The organism is Pseudomonas sp. NY15372 (assembly GCF_048068215.1).
In the GTDB taxonomy this organism is placed as follows: Bacteria; Pseudomonadota; Gammaproteobacteria; order Pseudomonadales; family Pseudomonadaceae; genus Aquipseudomonas; species Aquipseudomonas guariconensis_A.
In genome coordinates, this window is record NZ_JBLUPY010000001.1 from 354,527 (window position 1) to 370,413 (window position 15,887).

Below are 15,887 nucleotides of genomic sequence, written 5' to 3' on the forward strand. Positions count from 1 at the left end.
ACCCGCTCAGCGAACGGTCGCTGCCTCAATGAACTCGTTGGACGCCTCATCCCCAGCAGGTGGGGCGTTCTGGCGCTGGGGCACGATGAGGTTGGTGTATTCCTCGATCAGGCGGTTGATCGCCTCCGGCGGTTCGCACGCCTGGAACTGCATGCGGATCTGCACTTCGTCCGGGTCACGCTGGTCCCCGCGACGGCCATTGGCCCCGACGGTAACCTGGAAGCGGGCCGTGCCATTGCAATGGGCGTCCTTGTGCGGCTCGCCAGATGCCTCTATCCCGTTGACCCTGACCGAAAGGTCGACCTGCATGCGCTCCAGGGCCAGGCCTCGTGGAGACACCAAGGCAATCAATGGAATCTGCAAGGTGTGTTGGCCATCCATGGCGATCTCCACCATCTTGGCTTTCATCGGGCTACCCAGTTTCTCGGGGTCGTAGTCGAAGAACTGATCGAACAGCTTGATGTACTGCTGGGCGATCAACGTATTGGTGGCGGCGGCTGCTTCCTGTAGGCCGCGGGTGATGTCCGACAGGTCGCTCGATGTCATGGGGGCTTGGCTGGTGGGGCGGGTATCCACGCAAAGAATTCCTCGATAGGTGCACGGACCCCCGCTCGGCGGCGGGGGCAGGGTGGGCGGCCAAGGCGGCGGAGTCAGTTACCCGAGTTGGGCAGTTCCGGGGTGGTTTCCTGTGGCAGGTTGGGTGGGGTGTCCTTGATCACGGTCGGCTTGGTGGCGGCGTCGGTCAGGTAGTCCATGACCCGTTGCAGCGCCTCGGGTGGGTCTTGTCGGCGTACCGTGGTATTGAAGGCATAGCGCGCCCGTGTGTCGCTTTTGCGGGTCTGTTCCGATTTATGGCTGGCACTGGCCTTGACGTTCAGCTTGAACGGCCCCCAACCCAACGAGGCTTCCCCGTCGCCGCTGAACTCGGAGTTCGAGCGGGTTTCGGCCATTTGGTTGATGGTCAACTCGAACTCGACCCGGCCCTCTTCGATACAGATATTGGGATGGGTGATCGCCGCCATCAACGGAATCTGCATGACTCGGCTGACGGTCCCTTGATGCAGGCCTTGCTCGTCTACGAGGGTTTCGTCGTAGTTGAATTCGATGGCGACCGCCTTGCCATCCTTGATGCAGACCTGCATGAGGAAGTCGGCATAGGATTGGCTGGCAGTGACCTGGGCGTCGATCATCGCCTGCAAGGGCGCTGCGATCATGCGGTCCATGGGCAGTGCATTGATGACCGAGCCGATCAGGTTGTTATCGATGGACATTGTGCTTGTTCCTTTTTAGTGGTGCTGGGCGCGTGGGGGATCAACGAACGTGGTTGTCCTGGCGGCGGATGTTGCCTATCTGGCGCAGGCTCAAGCCGTATTTGTCCGCCAGCAGGCTACGAGACAGGCCGTCGGCGCTTTCCTGCTGAATCTGCAGGTTGCGCAACTGGCGCAGGAAGTGGTCCGGCTTGGGAATTTCCAGCGCTACCCCGGCAAAGCGCTTGATCAACGCTTGCAGGGCGTCGGCGGGGAGCACGTCGGCGAGTTTGGTGCGCTCGAGATGCTTGGGAATGTATTTAGGCCGACCGCCGTAGGCGCAGGTCAGTCGGTAGGCGTTTTCGATGCCTATGCAGTCGATCAGCGATTGCAAGGAATGGGGCAACTGGGAGATGTCGATGCGATTGAGGTCTGGCAATTCCATATGGGGTTCCCTCGAGAATGAGCTGGCGCCAGGTGTGAGGTTCCTGGTGGCGCAGGCTGTCGGCGGTTGCCGCTAGGGCGATTCGTCCGTTCACCTGGCTCGATTCTCAGGCAGTACCCGGTGGGCCGCTAGGCGCCAAGCGGATCGCAGGATGTAGCCTCCGGACCTCAGGGTTTGCAGGCAGCGTGGGTTGCGTATGTAGGAGATGCCTTCAGTTACAGCCTGCAAGCCCTGATCTACCGTTTTCTGTCGAGTCGAGACCTTCAGAGGGTGGTCATACCCTTATAGGCAGGGGTACCCCTGTAGCAAGCCGACCATGCCCAGGTAGGCCTTCGGGGCGTGGGCCTGGGATTGCGGAACGGCACGCCAGTCGACTTCCAGGCAAAGCGCATTGAAACGCTCGGTATCGCGTCGTCCGATGAGCCGCGGACTGAAGTCCTTGCGATAACGAACCCGTGCCGAGTCCAGGGCTTCGGCCTGGTCGGCCTCGGCCAGGGTCTGGCGCGCCAGGGCGGGCAGCTGAGCTTGCGGTATGGTCAGGTGCAGTTGACCGGGGCGGGCATTGAAATAGCCGGCCCGGCGCATGCGTTGCCAAAGCTGCTGCCACTGGCTGGAGCCGGCGTGGGGCTCCAGCTCTCGGGCAAGCTGGTGCAATTGGTCATTGGAAAGCGTCGCGGTGTCCACTGCCATCGCAGCAGGGGACGCCAACAGCAGCAGGCAGTAGATCAAGTGGGCGGTACGCATCGGGCGGCCTCCAATCGGGGCTGTAAGGGAGACCGGATGCTTTCAGCAGGGGAAAGGCGCAGGCAGCAGGAAATGCGACCGATGACGTTGTATCATGGCCCCGGCTCGATGCGAGCCCTCTGTCCCTGATGTCGCAAGGAACCTTCGATGACACATGTGCAACGCCTGAAATACTCCATCCTGATCATCCTGGTGGTGCTGGGTATCATGCTGGGCCTGTCCTACCTGCAAAAACAGGGGACCATCAGTGAGCAGACCTTCCAGTACATCGCCATCGCCATCGCGGTGGTCGTGGTGGTGATCAACGGCATCCTGCGCCGCAAGGTCGGGCCGAAGCCCTGACCCCGACCGGCCGGCCAGCTCCGGCCGGCCCTGGTTTCAGCGTGAAACGGGCAGTTCCAGTACGGCCCGGGCTTCGGGGTTGAGGCTGTAGCATTTATCGCTGCCCAGGCTGATCACGCCCTCGGCGCACAAGCGCTTGAGCACCTCGCGCACGCTGAGGAACGACAACGGGATGTCCAGTTGCTCGAGTTGCGCATGAACGCCTCTCACGCCAATGCTGCGACCGTCCCGGTCGGCCGCATGCAAGGCATCGATGACTTTCAGGCGGATCAGGCTGGTGCGCAGCCCAAAGGCACGCAGCAACTCGCGAATCTGTTCGTTGCCGGCACGCGCCGGTGCGTCGGCGATTTGCCCTGCATCGTGGGCGGCCACGCTGCGAACACTCTGCAACGCAGGTTGTGGGTTGTACATGTGAATGCTCCTTTTCGTGGACTGTCCCGAAAACAAGGGTGCTTCATTGGGTATGACGAACGAGACGGGCAAAACTGCAACCCTTGACGAAAAAATAATGCGCACGCCCTGTTCAAGACGAGGCAAGGCCCTGGTTTGCGTAAAATTTCCAGCGAGCCGTTCGTTTGTACGGGATACCCCCAATCCCAGGAGTACCCGTGCGTACATTTTCGCGTCCCATGACCCGTCTTGGCCTGGCCGCCGTATTGATTGCATCCGGTCTGGTTGCCCAGGCCCGGGAAGCTGCTGGCGAGGTCTCGGCGCAGATCCGGCGTACCAGCTTCGGTGTTCCGCACATCCTGGCCGAGGACGAACGCGGCCTGGGCTATGGCATCGGCTATGCCTATGCCCAGGACAACCTGTGCCTGCTGGCCAACGAGGTGGTGACCGTCAATGGCGAGCGGTCCCGTTACTTCGGCGCCCAGGGCAGGACCATCGAGCAGCGCAAGAACCTCGACAGTGACTTCTTCTTCGCCTGGCTCAACGGCGACTCTGCCGTCACGGCTTTCCTCGAAGCACAGCCAGCGCCCGTGCGCGACTTGCTGGAGGGCTACGCCCTTGGCTACAACCGCGCGCTGGTCGAGCGTCGGGCGCAGGGCTTGCCTGCTGAATGCGGCCAGGGAGACTGGCTGCGGCCGATCAGCAGCCTCGACCTGGTCAAGCTGACCCGTCGACTTCTGGTTGAAGGTGGCGTTGGCCAGTTCGCCGAGGCGCTGGTGGCGGCGGCTCCGCCGGAGCTGGCCGCGCGCCGGGCCGAGGAGGACTTCAACCTGGCCCTGGTCCGCCAGGCGCAATTCGCCATGGCCCGTGGCAGCAATGCATTGGCGGTAGGGGCGCAGCGATCGGCCAACGGCGGTGGCCTGTTGCTGGCCAATCCACACTTCCCCTGGGTGGGCGGCCTGCGCTTCTATCAGATGCAACTGACCATCCCAGGCCAGCTGGACGTCATGGGCGCCGCATTGCCAGGCTTGCCGGTGGTCAATATCGGGTTCAACCGGCACCTGGCCTGGACCCATACGGTCGATACCTCGAAGCATTTCACGCTGTACAGGTTGCAGCTCGACCCGAAGGACCCGACACGCTATCTGCTCGATGGGAAATCCCTGCCGTTGGCCCGTCAGAGCTTGAGTGTCGCGGTCAAGGGCGAAGACGGCCGGGTGCAGCAGGTCGAGCGGCAGGTCTACGCTTCGGCGTTCGGCCCGGTGGTGCGCTGGCCAGGCCGGCTGGACTGGGACAACCAGTTCGCCTACAGCCTGCGCGATGCCAACCTGGACAACACCCGGGTGCTGCAGCAGTGGTACGCCATCAACCACGCCGACAGCCTCGACGGCCTGAAACGCACCGTGGGGCAATTGCAGGGCATCCCTTGGGTCAACACCCTGGCGGTGGATGCCGAAGGCCAGGCGACCTACCTCAACCAGTCCGTAGTGCCTTATGTGGACCAGCAATTGCTCGCTCACTGCAGCGACCCCTCGGCCGCCGGGCCGCTGGTGGTGCTCGATGGTTCGCGCAGTGCCTGCCAATGGAAGACCGACGCCCAGGCCGCCCAGCCGGGCATTTTCCCGGCGCGGTTATTGCCGAGCCTTGTGCGCCAGGACTTCGTGCAGAATTCCAACGACCCGGCCTGGATGGCCAACCCTGCCCAACCGCTGACCGGGTTTTCCCCGTTGGTCAGTCGGGAGAACCAACCTCTGGGCCTGCGCAGCCGCTTCGCGCTGCAGCGCCTGCAGGGCAACGCCAAGCTGACCGTGGAAGACCTGCAGCGCATGGTGCTGGACGATGAGGTATACGCAGCCAGCCTGGTGCTGCCCGACCTGTTGGCCTGGTGCAAGACTGCCTCAGCCGATGTCCAGGCGCTGTGTGCAAGCCTGGCCGCCTGGAATGGCAAGGCCGACCTGGACAGCGGCATCGGCCTGCTGCATTTCACCGCGCTCTTCGAGGCGTTGGCCGCCCAACAGCAAAACTGGCGGGTAGCCTTCGACCCGGCCGACCCTCAGCACACCCCACGAGGGCTTGCGGTGGAGCAGGCGGCGGTGCGCCAACGCGTGCACGAGGCGGCCTTGGCTTCCCTTGAGCGAGTGAGCAAGGCGGGGATTGCAGGCGATAGCCGCTGGGGGCAGGTGCAGCAGTCTGCCGACGGCACGCCGGTGCCGGGCGGGCCCCAGGAACTGGGTGTGTACAACGCCATGTACAGCGTGCCGCATGGTCCCGGCAAACGCCTGGTGGTCAGCGGTACCAGCTATTTGCAGGTGGTCAGCTTTACCCGGCAGGGGCCGCAGGCGCTGGGGTTGCTGGCGTTCTCCCAGTCCAGCGAATCGGCATCGCCCCATGCGGGCGATCAGACCCGGGTGTTCGCGGCCAAGCAGTTGGCGCCGATCCCGTTCACCGAGGCGCAGATCAAGGCCGATCCGCACTACCGTCGGTATGTGATCCGCGAGGGTGACGAGGCGGTAGTGGCTGGCGCAGGCCATTGACAGAGCGGGGCGCTGTGCGCCCCTTTACACAGTGCAAGGCCGCGCCAACACTCGCTCGCTCAGGAAAAGTCGAACGGCGCCAGCTGGAAACCCTGTTCATCCACCTGCAAGGCCCAGCCGCGGCGGTCCCAGTCGCCCAGCACGATGCGCCGGGCGGGCTGGCCATCGACCACGAGCTTGTGGATCGCTGGCCGGTGTGTATGGCCATGGACCAGGGTGCGAACACCATGGGCCGCCATCACCTTGGGCACCTCTTCGGGCGTGACATCGACGATCTCGGTCGACTTCATGCGGGTTTGCGAACGGCTTTCGCTACGCAACTTGCGCGCCAGCTTCTGCCGGGTAGCCAGCGGTAGGTGCCGCAGGACCCACAAGCTCAGCGGGTTGCGCAGGTAGCGACGCAGTTTCATGTAGGACAGGTCGCGGGTGCACAGGGTATCGCCATGCATCAGCAACACGGCCTCGCCACCGAGTTGTACCACGCAGGGGTCGTCCAGCAAGGTGCAGCCTGCGGCTTCACAGAACGCCTGGCCGATCAGGAAGTCACGGTTGCCATGCATGAGGAACACCGCCGTGCCGCTGTCGCTCAGCCGGCGCAGGGCCTGGCAGATCGACTGCTGGAAGGGCGTCATGGCATCGTCGCCGATCCAGGCCTCGAAGAAGTCGCCGAGGATGTACAGGGCCTCGGCGTGGCGTGCGCGGCCATCGAGCAGATCAAGAAACGCCCGGGTGATGTCCGGGCGTTCTTCTTGCAGGTGCAGATCGGAGATCAGCAGGATCACTCAATGATCTCGGCTTTCTCGATGATCACGTCGTCCTTCGGCACGTCCTGGTGGCCAGCCTTGGAACCGGTGGAAACGCCCTTAATCGCGTCGACCACGTCACGACCTTCGATCACTTCGCCGAATACCGCGTAGCCCCAGCCCTGGACGTTCTTGCCGCTGTGGTTGAGGAAGTCGTTGTCGGCAACGTTGATGAAGAACTGCGCGGAAGCGGAGTGCGGCTCCATGGTACGGGCCATGGCGATGCTGTACTTGGCGTTCTTCAGGCCGTTGTCGGCTTCGTTCTGGATCGGCGCGCGGGTAGGCTTCTGCTTCATGCCGGCCTCGAAACCGCCGCCCTGGATCATGAAGTTGTTGATCACGCGATGGAAGACGGTGCCGTTGTAGTGACCGTCCTTGACGTACTGAACGAAGTTTTCGGTGGTTTTCGGTGCCTTTTCGGCGTCCAGTTGCAGGACGATGTCGCCGTGGTTGGTGCTCAGTTTGACTTTGGACATGCTGGAATTCGCTCTTTCAAGGCATTCGGAAATAGGGTGCGCAGGGCGCGTACTTGTCACCTGACGCAGGATCGGGCGACCACGACACAAGGCGCGCGGCGGCCATTTTGCCAGCTTGCGACAAATAGCTGCGATAAATCGCGCCTGTTTGTCCGAGCCCGGCTGTCAGCAGCTTGACTGCTTCGGCTATGATAGGCCCTTTGATTCAATCGGCCTACCCAGGCCGAATACCAGCATTCAAGGATCCTATGAGCAAGCCCACTGCCGACAACGCGCCCAACGCCGCTGCCAAAGGCGCTCCCGCCGTCCCTGCGAACTTCCTGCGGCCGATCGTCCAGGCCGACCTGGACTCGGGCAAGCACAGCAGCATCGTCACCCGCTTCCCGCCGGAGCCCAACGGCTACCTGCACATCGGCCATGCCAAGTCGATCTGCGTCAACTTCGGCCTGGCTAAGGAGTTCGGCGGTGTCTGCCACCTGCGTTTCGATGACACCAACCCGGCCAAGGAAGACCAGGAGTACATCGATGCCATCCAGCGCGACGTCAAGTGGCTGGGCTTCGAGTGGGCCGGCCCGGTGCGCTTCGCTTCGGACTACTTCGACCAGCTGCACGACTGGGCCGTCGAGCTGATCAAGTCGGGCAATGCCTATGTCTGCGACCTGACCCCCGAACAGGCCAAGGAATACCGTGGCAGCCTGACCGAGCCAGGCAAGAACAGCCCGTTCCGCGAGCGCAGCGTCGAGGAGAACCTGGACCTGTTCGCACGCATGAAGGCCGGCGAATTCAAGGACGGCGAGCGCGTGCTGCGCGCCAAGATCGACATGGCCTCGCCGAACATGAACCTGCGCGACCCGATCCTGTACCGCATCCGTCATGCCCATCACCACCAGACCGGTGACAAGTGGTGCATCTATCCGAACTACGACTTCACCCACGGCCAGTCGGACGCCATCGAAGGCATCACCCATTCGATCTGCACCCTGGAGTTCGAAAGCCACCGTCCGTTGTACGACTGGTTCCTCGACAAGCTGCCGGTGCCGGCGCACCCGCGCCAGTACGAGTTCAGCCGCCTGAACCTGAACTACACCATCACCTCCAAGCGTAAGCTCAAGCAGTTGGTGGACGAGAAGCACGTCGATGCCTGGGACGACCCGCGCATGTCGACCCTGTCGGGCTTCCGCCGTCGCGGCTATACCCCGGCCTCGATCCGCAACTTCTGCGAGATGATCGGCACCAACCGTTCCGACGGCGTGGTCGACATGTCGATGCTCGAGTTCAGCATCCGTGACGACCTCGACCGCACCGCGCCGCGTGCCATGTGCGTGCTGCGCCCGCTGAAAGTGGTCATCACCAACTACCCCGAGGGTCAGGTCGAGCAACTCGAGCTGCCGCGCCACCCCAAGGAAGACATGGGCGTGCGCGTGCTGCCGTTCTCCCGCGAGCTGTACATCGACCGCGACGACTTCATGGAAGAGCCGCCAAAAGGCTACAAGCGCCTGGAGCCGGCCGGTGAAGTGCGCCTGCGCGGTAGCTACGTGATCCGCGCCGACGAAGCCATCAAGGATGCCGACGGCAACATCGTCGAGCTGCGCTGCTCGTACGACCCGGACACCCTGGGCAAGAACCCCGAGGGCCGCAAGGTCAAGGGCGTGATCCACTGGGTGCCGGCCGAAGGCAGCGTCGAGTGCGAAGTGCGCCTGTACGACCGCCTGTTCCGCTCCGCCAACCCGGAGAAGACCGAGGAGGGCGGCAGCTTCCTGGACAACATCAACCCCGACTCGCTGCAGGTGCTCACCGGTTGCCGCGCCGAGCCTTCCCTGGCCCAGGCCCAGCCCGAGGACCGCTTCCAGTTCGAGCGCGAAGGCTACTTCTGCGCCGACCTCAAGGACAGCCAGCCGGGCCGTCCGGTGTTCAACCGCACCGTCACCCTGCGTGACTCCTGGGGCAGCTAAGGAATCGCCGTGCTTACCATCTACAACACCCTGAGCAAGACCAAGGAAGCCTTCAAGCCCCTGGACGGCAACAAGGTGCGCATGTACGTGTGCGGCATGACCGTGTACGACTACTGCCACCTGGGCCATGGCCGCAGCATGGTGGCCTTCGACCTGATCACTCGTTGGCTGCGCAAGAGCGGCTACGAGCTGACCTATGTGCGCAATATCACCGACATCGACGACAAGATCATCAACCGCGCCAACGAAAACGGCGAGCGTTTCGATGAGCTGACCGCGCGCATGATCGATGCCATGCACGAGGACGAACGGCGCCTGAACATCCTGCCGCCGGACCAGGAGCCGCGTGCGACCGACCACATCCCCGGCATGCATGCGATGATCCAGACCTTGATCGACAAGGGCTATGCCTACGCGCCGGGCAACGGTGACGTGTACTACCGGGTCGGCAAGTTTGTCGGTTACGGCAAGCTGTCGCGACGCAAGATCGAAGACCTGCGCATCGGTGCGCGGATCGAAGTCGGCGAGGCCAAGCAGGACCCATTGGACTTCGTCCTGTGGAAGGCCGCTAAACCGGGTGAGCCGAGCTGGGAGTCGCCGTGGGGCCCGGGGCGTCCGGGCTGGCACATCGAGTGCTCGGTGATGTCCACCTGCTGCCTGGGTGAGAGCTTCGACATCCATGGCGGTGGCAGCGACCTCGAATTCCCGCACCACGAGAACGAGATCGCCCAGAGCGAGGCGGCCACCGGCAAACAGTACGCCAATGCCTGGATGCACTGCGGCATGATCCGCATCAATGGCGAGAAGATGTCCAAGTCGTTGAACAACTTCTTCACCATCCGCGACGTACTCGATAAATACCACCCGGAGGTGGTGCGCTACCTGCTGGTGGCCAGCCACTACCGCAGCGCCATCAACTACTCCGAAGACAGCCTGCGCGAGTCCAAGGGGGCCTTGGAGCGCTTCTACCATGCGTTGCGTGGGCTGCCGCGGGTTGCCGCCAAGGGCGGCGAGGAATTCGTCGAGCGCTTCAGCGTGGCGATGAATGACGACTTCGGTACGCCGGAGGCCTGCGCGGTGTTGTTCGACCTGGTGCGCGAGATCAACCGCTTGCGTGAAAGCGACCCCGAGGCCGCCGCCGGCCTGGCGGGCCGCCTGCGTGAGCTGGGCGATGTGCTGGGTGTGCTGCAGCTCGATGCCGACGACTTCCTGCGTGCCGGTGCCGAAGGCAAGGTCGATGCCGCCGAAGTAGAAGCGCTGATCCAGGCGCGTCTGCAGGCGCGTGCGGACAAGAACTGGGCCGAGTCCGACCGTATCCGCGACCAGCTGACCGCCATGGGCGTGGTGCTGGAGGACAGCAAGGGCGGGACCACTTGGCGCCTGGCTGACTGATCCATCGAGTGGGGCTGCTTTGCAGCCCAATCGCGGGGCAAAGCCGCTCCTACAGGGACTTCGCGGGCCTACGGGCAGCGGTAGGCCTGTGGGGCTTGTCCCGCGATTGGGCCGCAATACGGCCCCATTCGTTATTTGGGTAGACCACCTGTAGGGCAATGCAGCACCAGCTTCGCCCCACCCAGTTCGCTGCTCCCCACCTCCAACCGGAACCCATGCAGGTCGACGATCGCCGCGACGATCGACAACCCCAGCCCGAACCCCGGGTGTCGATGACCTTCCTCGCTGCGATAGAAGCGTTTCAAGACCGCTGCACGCTCCTCCTCGGGAATGCCCGGCCCGCTGTCTTCGATGGCGATATGCACGCTACTGGCATCATGGCTGGCCTGGATGCGCACCTGCCCACCCTCGGGCGTGAACTTGATCGCATTGCCTACCAGGTTGGCCAGCGCCTCGAACAACAACTCCCGGTCGCCATGCAGGAGCGGCAGCTGTTCCGGTTGTACGAGCGCCAGGCGAATGCCGCCGTCCTCGGCCAAGGGCAGGTAGAAATCGTGCAGTTCCACCAGCAAGGCGTGCGGGCCTAGTTCGACGAAGCCCGCGCGTCGCTGCCGGTCCTCCAGCTCGCTGATGCGCAGCAGGCCACGGAAGCGTGCCATCAGCGTGTCGGTCTCGCCGATGGCCTGGTCCAGGGCCTGCGCCTCGGGGGCGCGCTCGCCACTTTGCTGGCGGATCCGGTACAACTGGGCGCGCAGGCGTGTCAGTGGCGTGCGCAGGTCGTGGGCGATGTTGTCGCAGACGCCCTTGACCTCGTGCATCAGCCGCTCGATGCGATCGAGCATGGCATTGACGATGGCCGCCAGCATGTCCAGCTCGTCGCGCCGGGCCGACAGGGGCAGGCGGTGGGTGAGGTCGCCGGCGACGATCAGCTCGGCCTGCGCCTGGATCGCACGGATGCGCTTGAGTGGCCTGCGGCGCAGCAGGTACCAGCCGGCGAAGCCAGGGATCAGGGTCAGGGAAATGCCCCAGAGCAAGGCGTGGAGAATGATCCGCGTGACCACGAACAAGGAGCCGTTGTCACGTACCAGCACCAGCCAGCGGCCGTCCTTGACCCGGATCGCGACCGCGTCGCAGCTGTCGCGTGGTACGTGTGGGTCGTCGGCGTCCAGGCAGCGCTTGAGTTCGTGGACCTGGCCGTCCAGGCCGAGTTCTGGCGGAATGGCGCGGATCCGGCCGCTGATCGGGTTGAGCTGGGCGTCGAACAGGCCGTAGGCATCGAAGCTGCGTTCTTCGAAGGCCTGGCTTGCGATCAGGGCGTCGTCCAGCTGCTTGCCGGTCATGTGGGCGAACAGGTGCTGGCGCTGCAGCATGGAATGGCGAGTGAGCTTGTTCAGGTAGCTGGATACCTCGAAGTACAGCACGCCCATGAGGATGCTGCTCCAGGCCACGAACAGGAAGCTATACAGCGCCAAAAGGCGGCTGGTCGAGGAGCTCCAGCCCTTAGACGGGTTCGGCAATGGCATAGCCGGAACCCCGCACGGTACGGATGAGCGGGCTCTGGCCGGGCGGGTCGATCTTCTTGCGCAGGCGGCCGATGTGCACATCGATCAGGTTGGTGCCTGGGTCGAAGTGATAGCCCCAGACCTCCTCGAAGATCATCATCCGGGTGATCACCTGGCCAGCATGGCGCATCAGGTACTCCAGCAGCTTGTACTCGGTAGGCAGCAGGTTGAGGGTCTGCTCGCCGCGGCGGGCCTCATGGCTGATCAGGTCCAGCTCCAGGTCCGCCACCTGAAGGCGGGTTTGGGTCACGGGCACGCTGTTGCGGCGCAGCAGCACCTCGACGCGGGCAGCCATCTCGTCGGAGGCGAAGGGTTTGGTCAGGTAGTCGTCGCCCCCTGCACGCAGGCCCCGTACCCGCTCGTCGACATCGGACAATGCACTGATCATCAGGATGGGTGTGGCGATCTTCAGGTTACGCAGGGTGGTGACGATGGTCAGGCCATCGACCTCGGGCAGCATGCGATCCAGGGTGATCAGGTCATAGCCACCACCGATGGCCTTGGACAGGCCTTCACGGCCATTATCGGCCCAGTCCACTTCCAGGCCATGGCTGGACAGTTCGGCGACAATTTCCTGGGCGGTGACGGCGTCGTCTTCGATGGTCAGTACGCGGGGCATGCTAGTACCTGGGCAGCGATTGGAGACTCGATTGTGCCAAAGAATAGACAACGGGGGATTTAAGAAAAATTCATCTGGCGGCCCCAATGCTCGATTGCCACCCATCCCCTTTGTTATTACGCCCCCCCTTGTAGGAGCGGCCTTGTGCCGCGATCGGGCGCGAAGCGGCCGTAAAGCAGACTTGCACGGTATACCTGGAATACTTGAGTTGCTTGGATTGCGGCCGCTTCGCGCCCGATCGCGGCACAAGGCCGCTCCTACAGGGAGGGAACAGGCCTAAACGAAAACGGGGCATGCCATTGCTGGCATGCCCCGTTTCAGGGGAGGGCGAAACCTCAGGCGACCTTGACGATCCAGCCTGCTGGCGCTTCGACGTCACCGCTCTGGATGCCGGTCAGCTCGTTGTAGAGCTTCTGGGTAACCGGGCCGACTTTTTCCAGGTCGTGGAACACGTGCAGCTTGCCGTTGTACTCGATGCCGCCGATCGGGGTGATCACCGCGGCGGTGCCGCAGGCGCCGGCTTCGACGAAGCGGTCGAGCTTGTTGATCTCGACATCGCCCTCGATCACGGTCAGGCCCAGGCGCGATTGCGCCAGTTCCATCAACGACAGGCGGGTGATACCAGGCAGCACGGACGCGGACTTTGGCGTGACGAACTCATTGTTGGCGGTGATGCCGAAGAAGTTGGCCGAACCGACTTCCTCGATCTTGGTGTGGGTCAGCGGGTCCAGGTAGATGGCGTCGGCGAAGTTGGCTTTCTTCGCCTCGGCGCCTGGCTGCAGGCTCGCGGCATAGTTGCCACCGACCTTGGCCGCGCCAGTGCCTTGCGGGGCGGCGCGGTCGAAGCTGGAGATCTGGAAGTTGTGCGGCTTCATGCCGCCCTTGAAGTACGAGCCGACCGGGATGGCGAAGATCGAGAAGATGAACTCCGGGGCGGTGCGCACGCCGATGTTGTCACCGGTGCCAATCACGAACGGGCGCAGATACAAGGCACCCTTGCCATGGGGCGGGACGAAGCGCTCGTTGGCCTTGACCACTTGCTTGCAGGCCTCGACGAATACGTCGGTCGGCACCTGCGGCATCAGCAGGCGCGCGCAGCTGCGTTGCATGCGGGCGGCGTTCTGGTCGGGGCGGAACAGGTTGATCGAACCATCCTTGCAGCGGTAGGCCTTCAGGCCTTCGAAGCATTGCTGGCCATAGTGCAGGGCGGTGGAGCCTTCACTGATGTGCAGCACATTGTCTTCGGTCAGGGTGCCTTTGTCCCACTCGCCGTTGCGCCATACGGACAGGTAGCGCTTGTCGGTCTTGATATAGTCGAAGCCCAGCTTGTCCCAGTTAATGCTCTCGTTACTCATGACACCCTCATGTATTGCCTAGGGCCTGATCGCTCAGGCTGCTTTTATATGCGCACCTCGCCACGATAATACATCCGCCGCGGATCGGGAACGGCCAGTCGCGAATTGGCTGAACGCTTGGGCGCAGGACACCCCTTCGTCACTCGCGGCGAGGCATAAGCCAGGAGGTCTATGTGCTCATCTGGAGGGGCCGCCTCGTAGCCTCTGACACCACCCGTCAGGACAGCCGTTCAGGTGCTGTTCGTGACTCGAGATCCATTTCTGCTGGCCATCGAACCCTAGGCGCCAGGCGTTTTGCGATATCGCACCAAAGTACATCGTTATGGTCCAGTGGCGGGTTCGGCAATGGCAAGCTGGTCGGACCTTCTTGCATGTAAGTACAAACATAAGCCCAGACGGATTCATCCAGCCCCATGCTGCTCAACGGAAAGCGATCAATTACTTTGTTGGTGCCCGGCTCGACAATGGAAAGCATGACGCCCCATTTTAAAATGGATACACCTTGGATGCTGCCTCGTACCTTCCAGCTTTCGGCGCGAACATCTGACCAGTCATAGGTAACCACTTCGATGGGAAAGAGCTTGAAAGGATTCCACCAGCAGTATTTATAGTTGTAGGCATATATTTTTTGGCGTGCTCTATTGAATCTTATGGGTTCGTCACGTGGTGGTGAGATTGTAAGTTTGTAGCCTAAGGTCAACGCCCAGAGCCAGACTGTCATAGCTAGTAGTCCAATAAAAAATAACCCATGGCTTTGTATCTCCCAGGCTGTCGTGATTGCGGGAGGTAGGGTTAGGGATGAAAATATTGATGCGGCTACAAATAGTAAAAGTATAAAGCTTTTTAGGGGTAGATCTTTCCGATGGAGTTCTAAATAAGTGTCGTTTATCTGGTTCACAATGGAGGGTGTAGAAAGCTGTGTTTCTCTAATAGGGTGATTAGGGCCGTCTAGATCCATCACCCAGCCGCGGCAGGGAGGGTCAAGTAGTGGTATTTTTTGTTGCATGTTTATTTGTCCAGTAGTCCAATTTTGTCTTTTTTTACTATGATTTGAGCGAATTCAGAGACATTTGATTTGTCTGGCCAGTAGGTGAGTGTCAGCTCAACGGCATGGATGTCATCATATTCATCTAGGACTATTGTGTTCTTGATGATTTGTGGTGAGTTTTTACGAGAAAAAATTGCTATGTCCGGTGGAGAGGTTTCGGTGGGGCTCTTGAGTTTGGTAAAGTCAGCAGCTAATTCGTTGCTATTACCAGTATACGTATTGCAAGGTGGTTTATGGTTTGCTCGAAACGCATTTATTCTCCATTCGTACTTTGAGTGCTCGCTTCGGAAAGCCGGTAGAGTCATATGATAAACAAGGAGTCTGGACGAAGGGATTGAGAATCCGTCCCAAATTCTGGTTGGGTGCGAGGAGGGTGTTGTTTGGAAATTTACAGTGATGTCGATACTTGCACTCAGACCTAGCATGGCTGCGTTTAGGTAGGTCGTCGCAGTATCTTGGTCTTTTTCGGTTTGCCAGATTCTATGTTCTGTTGGGGTGCCCCAGCAACTTTGGCGAGCCCACGTTTCAAGTGCTGATGATTCTTGCTGTTTTGCCCAGGAGGCTAGAGCATAAGCAGTAAGGCCAAGAATGATAACTATGCCAGTCGGCCCCAGTAGAGCGCTGCTGCCACTAATTGACGAAGTTATTCCGATGAGTGCGGAGGAAGCTGCGAGTGAACCTGCAACTGGGTAAGTAACTGCGGCAATCCTGTCTCCTTGACCGCTGACCCGAATGCCAGCGAAAACGTACTGCACCGCATCCATCAACCCAGCTGCCGCCGCAATACCTCCACCAAATTTGGCGATCTGCCCCCCAAACCCAACAGTCGGATTTTGCGCAGCCATGAGCTTTTGCGGCCGCAGCGTCTCGAGAGCTCGTCCTGTAGCCTCAAGGCCGACACCCAGCACCCCGATGGAGGACGACCAGACGGCCGCCAACGCTTCGGGCTCACCGCTCCCGGGCGTGTCGAGCAGCGAT

At 61.8% G+C, this 15,887-nt stretch carries 15 protein-coding genes and 1 pseudogene; 4 read left to right on the forward strand and 12 right to left on the reverse strand.

The window, feature by feature from the left end; translation table 11 throughout:
• Window positions 1–6 precede the first annotated feature (6 nt).
• The 4 genes from ACNFG0_RS01530 to ACNFG0_RS01545 all read right to left on the reverse strand — a co-directional run bounded on the left by ACNFG0_RS01530 (window position 7) and on the right by ACNFG0_RS01545 (window position 2,436).
• Window positions 7–546, reverse strand: a complete 540-nt coding sequence (locus ACNFG0_RS01530) for a DUF2589 domain-containing protein (RefSeq protein WP_196143354.1) — start codon at window positions 544–546, stop codon at window positions 7–9.
• 104 nt (window positions 547–650) lie between these two features.
• The gene (locus ACNFG0_RS01535) at window positions 651–1,271 is read right to left on the reverse strand and encodes a DUF2589 domain-containing protein (RefSeq protein WP_196143033.1); all 621 of its coding nucleotides are present in this window, start codon (window positions 1,269–1,271) and stop codon (window positions 651–653) included.
• Window positions 1,272–1,311: 40 nt separating this feature from the next.
• Window positions 1,312–1,692 (reverse strand): Mor transcription activator family protein, encoded by a 381-nt coding sequence (locus tag ACNFG0_RS01540; RefSeq protein ID WP_196143032.1) that lies wholly within the window; start codon window positions 1,690–1,692, stop codon window positions 1,312–1,314.
• A 282-nt stretch (window positions 1,693–1,974) separates the two neighbouring features.
• On the reverse strand, window positions 1,975–2,436 hold the full coding sequence (locus tag ACNFG0_RS01545) for a hypothetical protein (RefSeq protein ID WP_196143031.1): 462 nt from the start codon (window positions 2,434–2,436) through the stop codon (window positions 1,975–1,977).
• A 147-nt stretch (window positions 2,437–2,583) separates the two neighbouring features.
• Between ACNFG0_RS01545 and ACNFG0_RS01550 the strand changes: the two genes are divergently transcribed.
• Window positions 2,584–2,778 (forward strand): hypothetical protein, encoded by a 195-nt coding sequence (locus tag ACNFG0_RS01550; protein ID WP_196143030.1) that lies wholly within the window; start codon window positions 2,584–2,586, stop codon window positions 2,776–2,778.
• Window positions 2,779–2,814: 36 nt separating this feature from the next.
• On the opposite strand, the gene ACNFG0_RS01555 is transcribed toward ACNFG0_RS01550, so the two are convergent.
• A complete protein-coding gene (locus ACNFG0_RS01555) occupies window positions 2,815–3,189 on the reverse strand; it encodes a fe2+ zn2+ uptake regulation protein (protein ID WP_196143029.1) in 375 nt (124 codons plus the stop codon).
• 218 nt (window positions 3,190–3,407) lie between these two features.
• Here ACNFG0_RS01555 and ACNFG0_RS01560 point away from each other — a divergent pair, with 218 nt between their 5' ends.
• Window positions 3,408–5,702 carry an acylase gene (locus ACNFG0_RS01560; RefSeq protein WP_416763875.1) on the forward strand — a complete coding sequence of 765 codons (2,295 nt, stop codon included), beginning with the start codon at window positions 3,408–3,410 and terminating at the stop codon, window positions 5,700–5,702.
• 59 nt (window positions 5,703–5,761) lie between these two features.
• Here the strand turns inward: ACNFG0_RS01560 and ACNFG0_RS01565 are convergent, their stop codons facing one another.
• Window positions 5,762–6,484, reverse strand: coding sequence for a UDP-2,3-diacylglucosamine diphosphatase (locus tag ACNFG0_RS01565; protein ID WP_196143027.1), 723 nt, complete (start codon window positions 6,482–6,484; stop codon window positions 5,762–5,764).
• Window positions 6,481–6,981, reverse strand: coding sequence for a peptidylprolyl isomerase (locus tag ACNFG0_RS01570; protein WP_196143026.1), 501 nt, complete (start codon window positions 6,979–6,981; stop codon window positions 6,481–6,483). The genes ACNFG0_RS01565 and ACNFG0_RS01570 overlap by 4 nt, the downstream gene beginning before the upstream one ends.
• Window positions 6,982–7,229: 248 nt before the next feature.
• Here ACNFG0_RS01570 and ACNFG0_RS01575 point away from each other — a divergent pair, with 248 nt between their 5' ends.
• Both ACNFG0_RS01575 and cysS read left to right on the forward strand, forming a co-directional pair.
• Window positions 7,230–8,933, forward strand: coding sequence for a glutamine--tRNA ligase/YqeY domain fusion protein (locus ACNFG0_RS01575; protein WP_196143025.1), 1,704 nt, complete (start codon window positions 7,230–7,232; stop codon window positions 8,931–8,933).
• A gap of 9 nt (window positions 8,934–8,942) precedes the next feature.
• Complete coding sequence (cysS, locus tag ACNFG0_RS01580) at window positions 8,943–10,325, forward strand: cysteine--tRNA ligase (RefSeq protein WP_416763861.1); 1,383 nt, start codon at window positions 8,943–8,945, stop codon at window positions 10,323–10,325.
• Window positions 10,326–10,456: 131 nt separating this feature from the next.
• Here cysS and ACNFG0_RS01585 read toward each other — a convergent pair whose 3' ends face one another.
• The 5 genes and pseudogenes from ACNFG0_RS01585 to ACNFG0_RS01605 form a co-directional block, all read right to left on the reverse strand.
• Window positions 10,457–11,848 (reverse strand): sensor histidine kinase, encoded by a 1,392-nt coding sequence (locus tag ACNFG0_RS01585; RefSeq protein ID WP_196154319.1) that lies wholly within the window; start codon window positions 11,846–11,848, stop codon window positions 10,457–10,459.
• Window positions 11,826–12,506 carry a response regulator transcription factor gene (locus tag ACNFG0_RS01590; RefSeq protein ID WP_196143022.1) on the reverse strand — a complete coding sequence of 227 codons (681 nt, stop codon included), beginning with the start codon at window positions 12,504–12,506 and terminating at the stop codon, window positions 11,826–11,828. Before ACNFG0_RS01590 ends, ACNFG0_RS01585 begins: the two co-directional genes overlap by 23 nt.
• A 335-nt stretch (window positions 12,507–12,841) precedes the next feature.
• Complete coding sequence (locus ACNFG0_RS01595; protein ID WP_416763862.1) at window positions 12,842–13,861, reverse strand: branched-chain amino acid aminotransferase; 1,020 nt, start codon at window positions 13,859–13,861, stop codon at window positions 12,842–12,844.
• Between the two features lie 217 nt (window positions 13,862–14,078).
• On the reverse strand, window positions 14,079–14,582 hold the full coding sequence (locus ACNFG0_RS01600) for a DUF6708 domain-containing protein (RefSeq protein ID WP_416763863.1): 504 nt from the start codon (window positions 14,580–14,582) through the stop codon (window positions 14,079–14,081).
• Window positions 14,583–14,869: 287 nt separating this feature from the next.
• A pseudogene (locus tag ACNFG0_RS01605) lies at window positions 14,870–15,887 on the reverse strand (hypothetical protein); the annotation flags it as partial.

Bases quoted from the DNA above. Each gene is read 5' to 3' on its own strand.
- ACNFG0_RS01530 (WP_196143354.1), bottom strand. From the start codon at position 546: ATGACATCGAGCGACCTGTCGGACATCACCCGCGGCCTACAGGAAGCA.
- ACNFG0_RS01535 (WP_196143033.1), bottom strand. From the start codon at position 1,271: ATGTCCATCGATAACAACCTGATCGGCTCGGTCATCAATGCACTGCCC.
- ACNFG0_RS01540 (WP_196143032.1), bottom strand. From the start codon at position 1,692: ATGGAATTGCCAGACCTCAATCGCATCGACATCTCCCAGTTGCCCCAT.
- ACNFG0_RS01545 (WP_196143031.1), bottom strand. From the start codon at position 2,436: ATGCGTACCGCCCACTTGATCTACTGCCTGCTGCTGTTGGCGTCCCCT.
- ACNFG0_RS01550 (WP_196143030.1), top strand. From the start codon at position 2,584: ATGACACATGTGCAACGCCTGAAATACTCCATCCTGATCATCCTGGTG.
- ACNFG0_RS01555 (WP_196143029.1), bottom strand. From the start codon at position 3,189: ATGTACAACCCACAACCTGCGTTGCAGAGTGTTCGCAGCGTGGCCGCC.
- ACNFG0_RS01560 (WP_416763875.1), top strand. From the start codon at position 3,408: ATGACCCGTCTTGGCCTGGCCGCCGTATTGATTGCATCCGGTCTGGTT.
- ACNFG0_RS01570 (WP_196143026.1), bottom strand. From the start codon at position 6,981: ATGTCCAAAGTCAAACTGAGCACCAACCACGGCGACATCGTCCTGCAA.
- ACNFG0_RS01575 (WP_196143025.1), top strand. From the start codon at position 7,230: ATGAGCAAGCCCACTGCCGACAACGCGCCCAACGCCGCTGCCAAAGGC.
- ACNFG0_RS01585 (WP_196154319.1), bottom strand. From the start codon at position 11,848: ATGCCATTGCCGAACCCGTCTAAGGGCTGGAGCTCCTCGACCAGCCGC.
- ACNFG0_RS01590 (WP_196143022.1), bottom strand. From the start codon at position 12,506: ATGCCCCGCGTACTGACCATCGAAGACGACGCCGTCACCGCCCAGGAA.
- ACNFG0_RS01595 (WP_416763862.1), bottom strand. From the start codon at position 13,861: ATGAGTAACGAGAGCATTAACTGGGACAAGCTGGGCTTCGACTATATC.
- ACNFG0_RS01600 (WP_416763863.1), bottom strand. From the start codon at position 14,582: ATGACAGTCTGGCTCTGGGCGTTGACCTTAGGCTACAAACTTACAATC.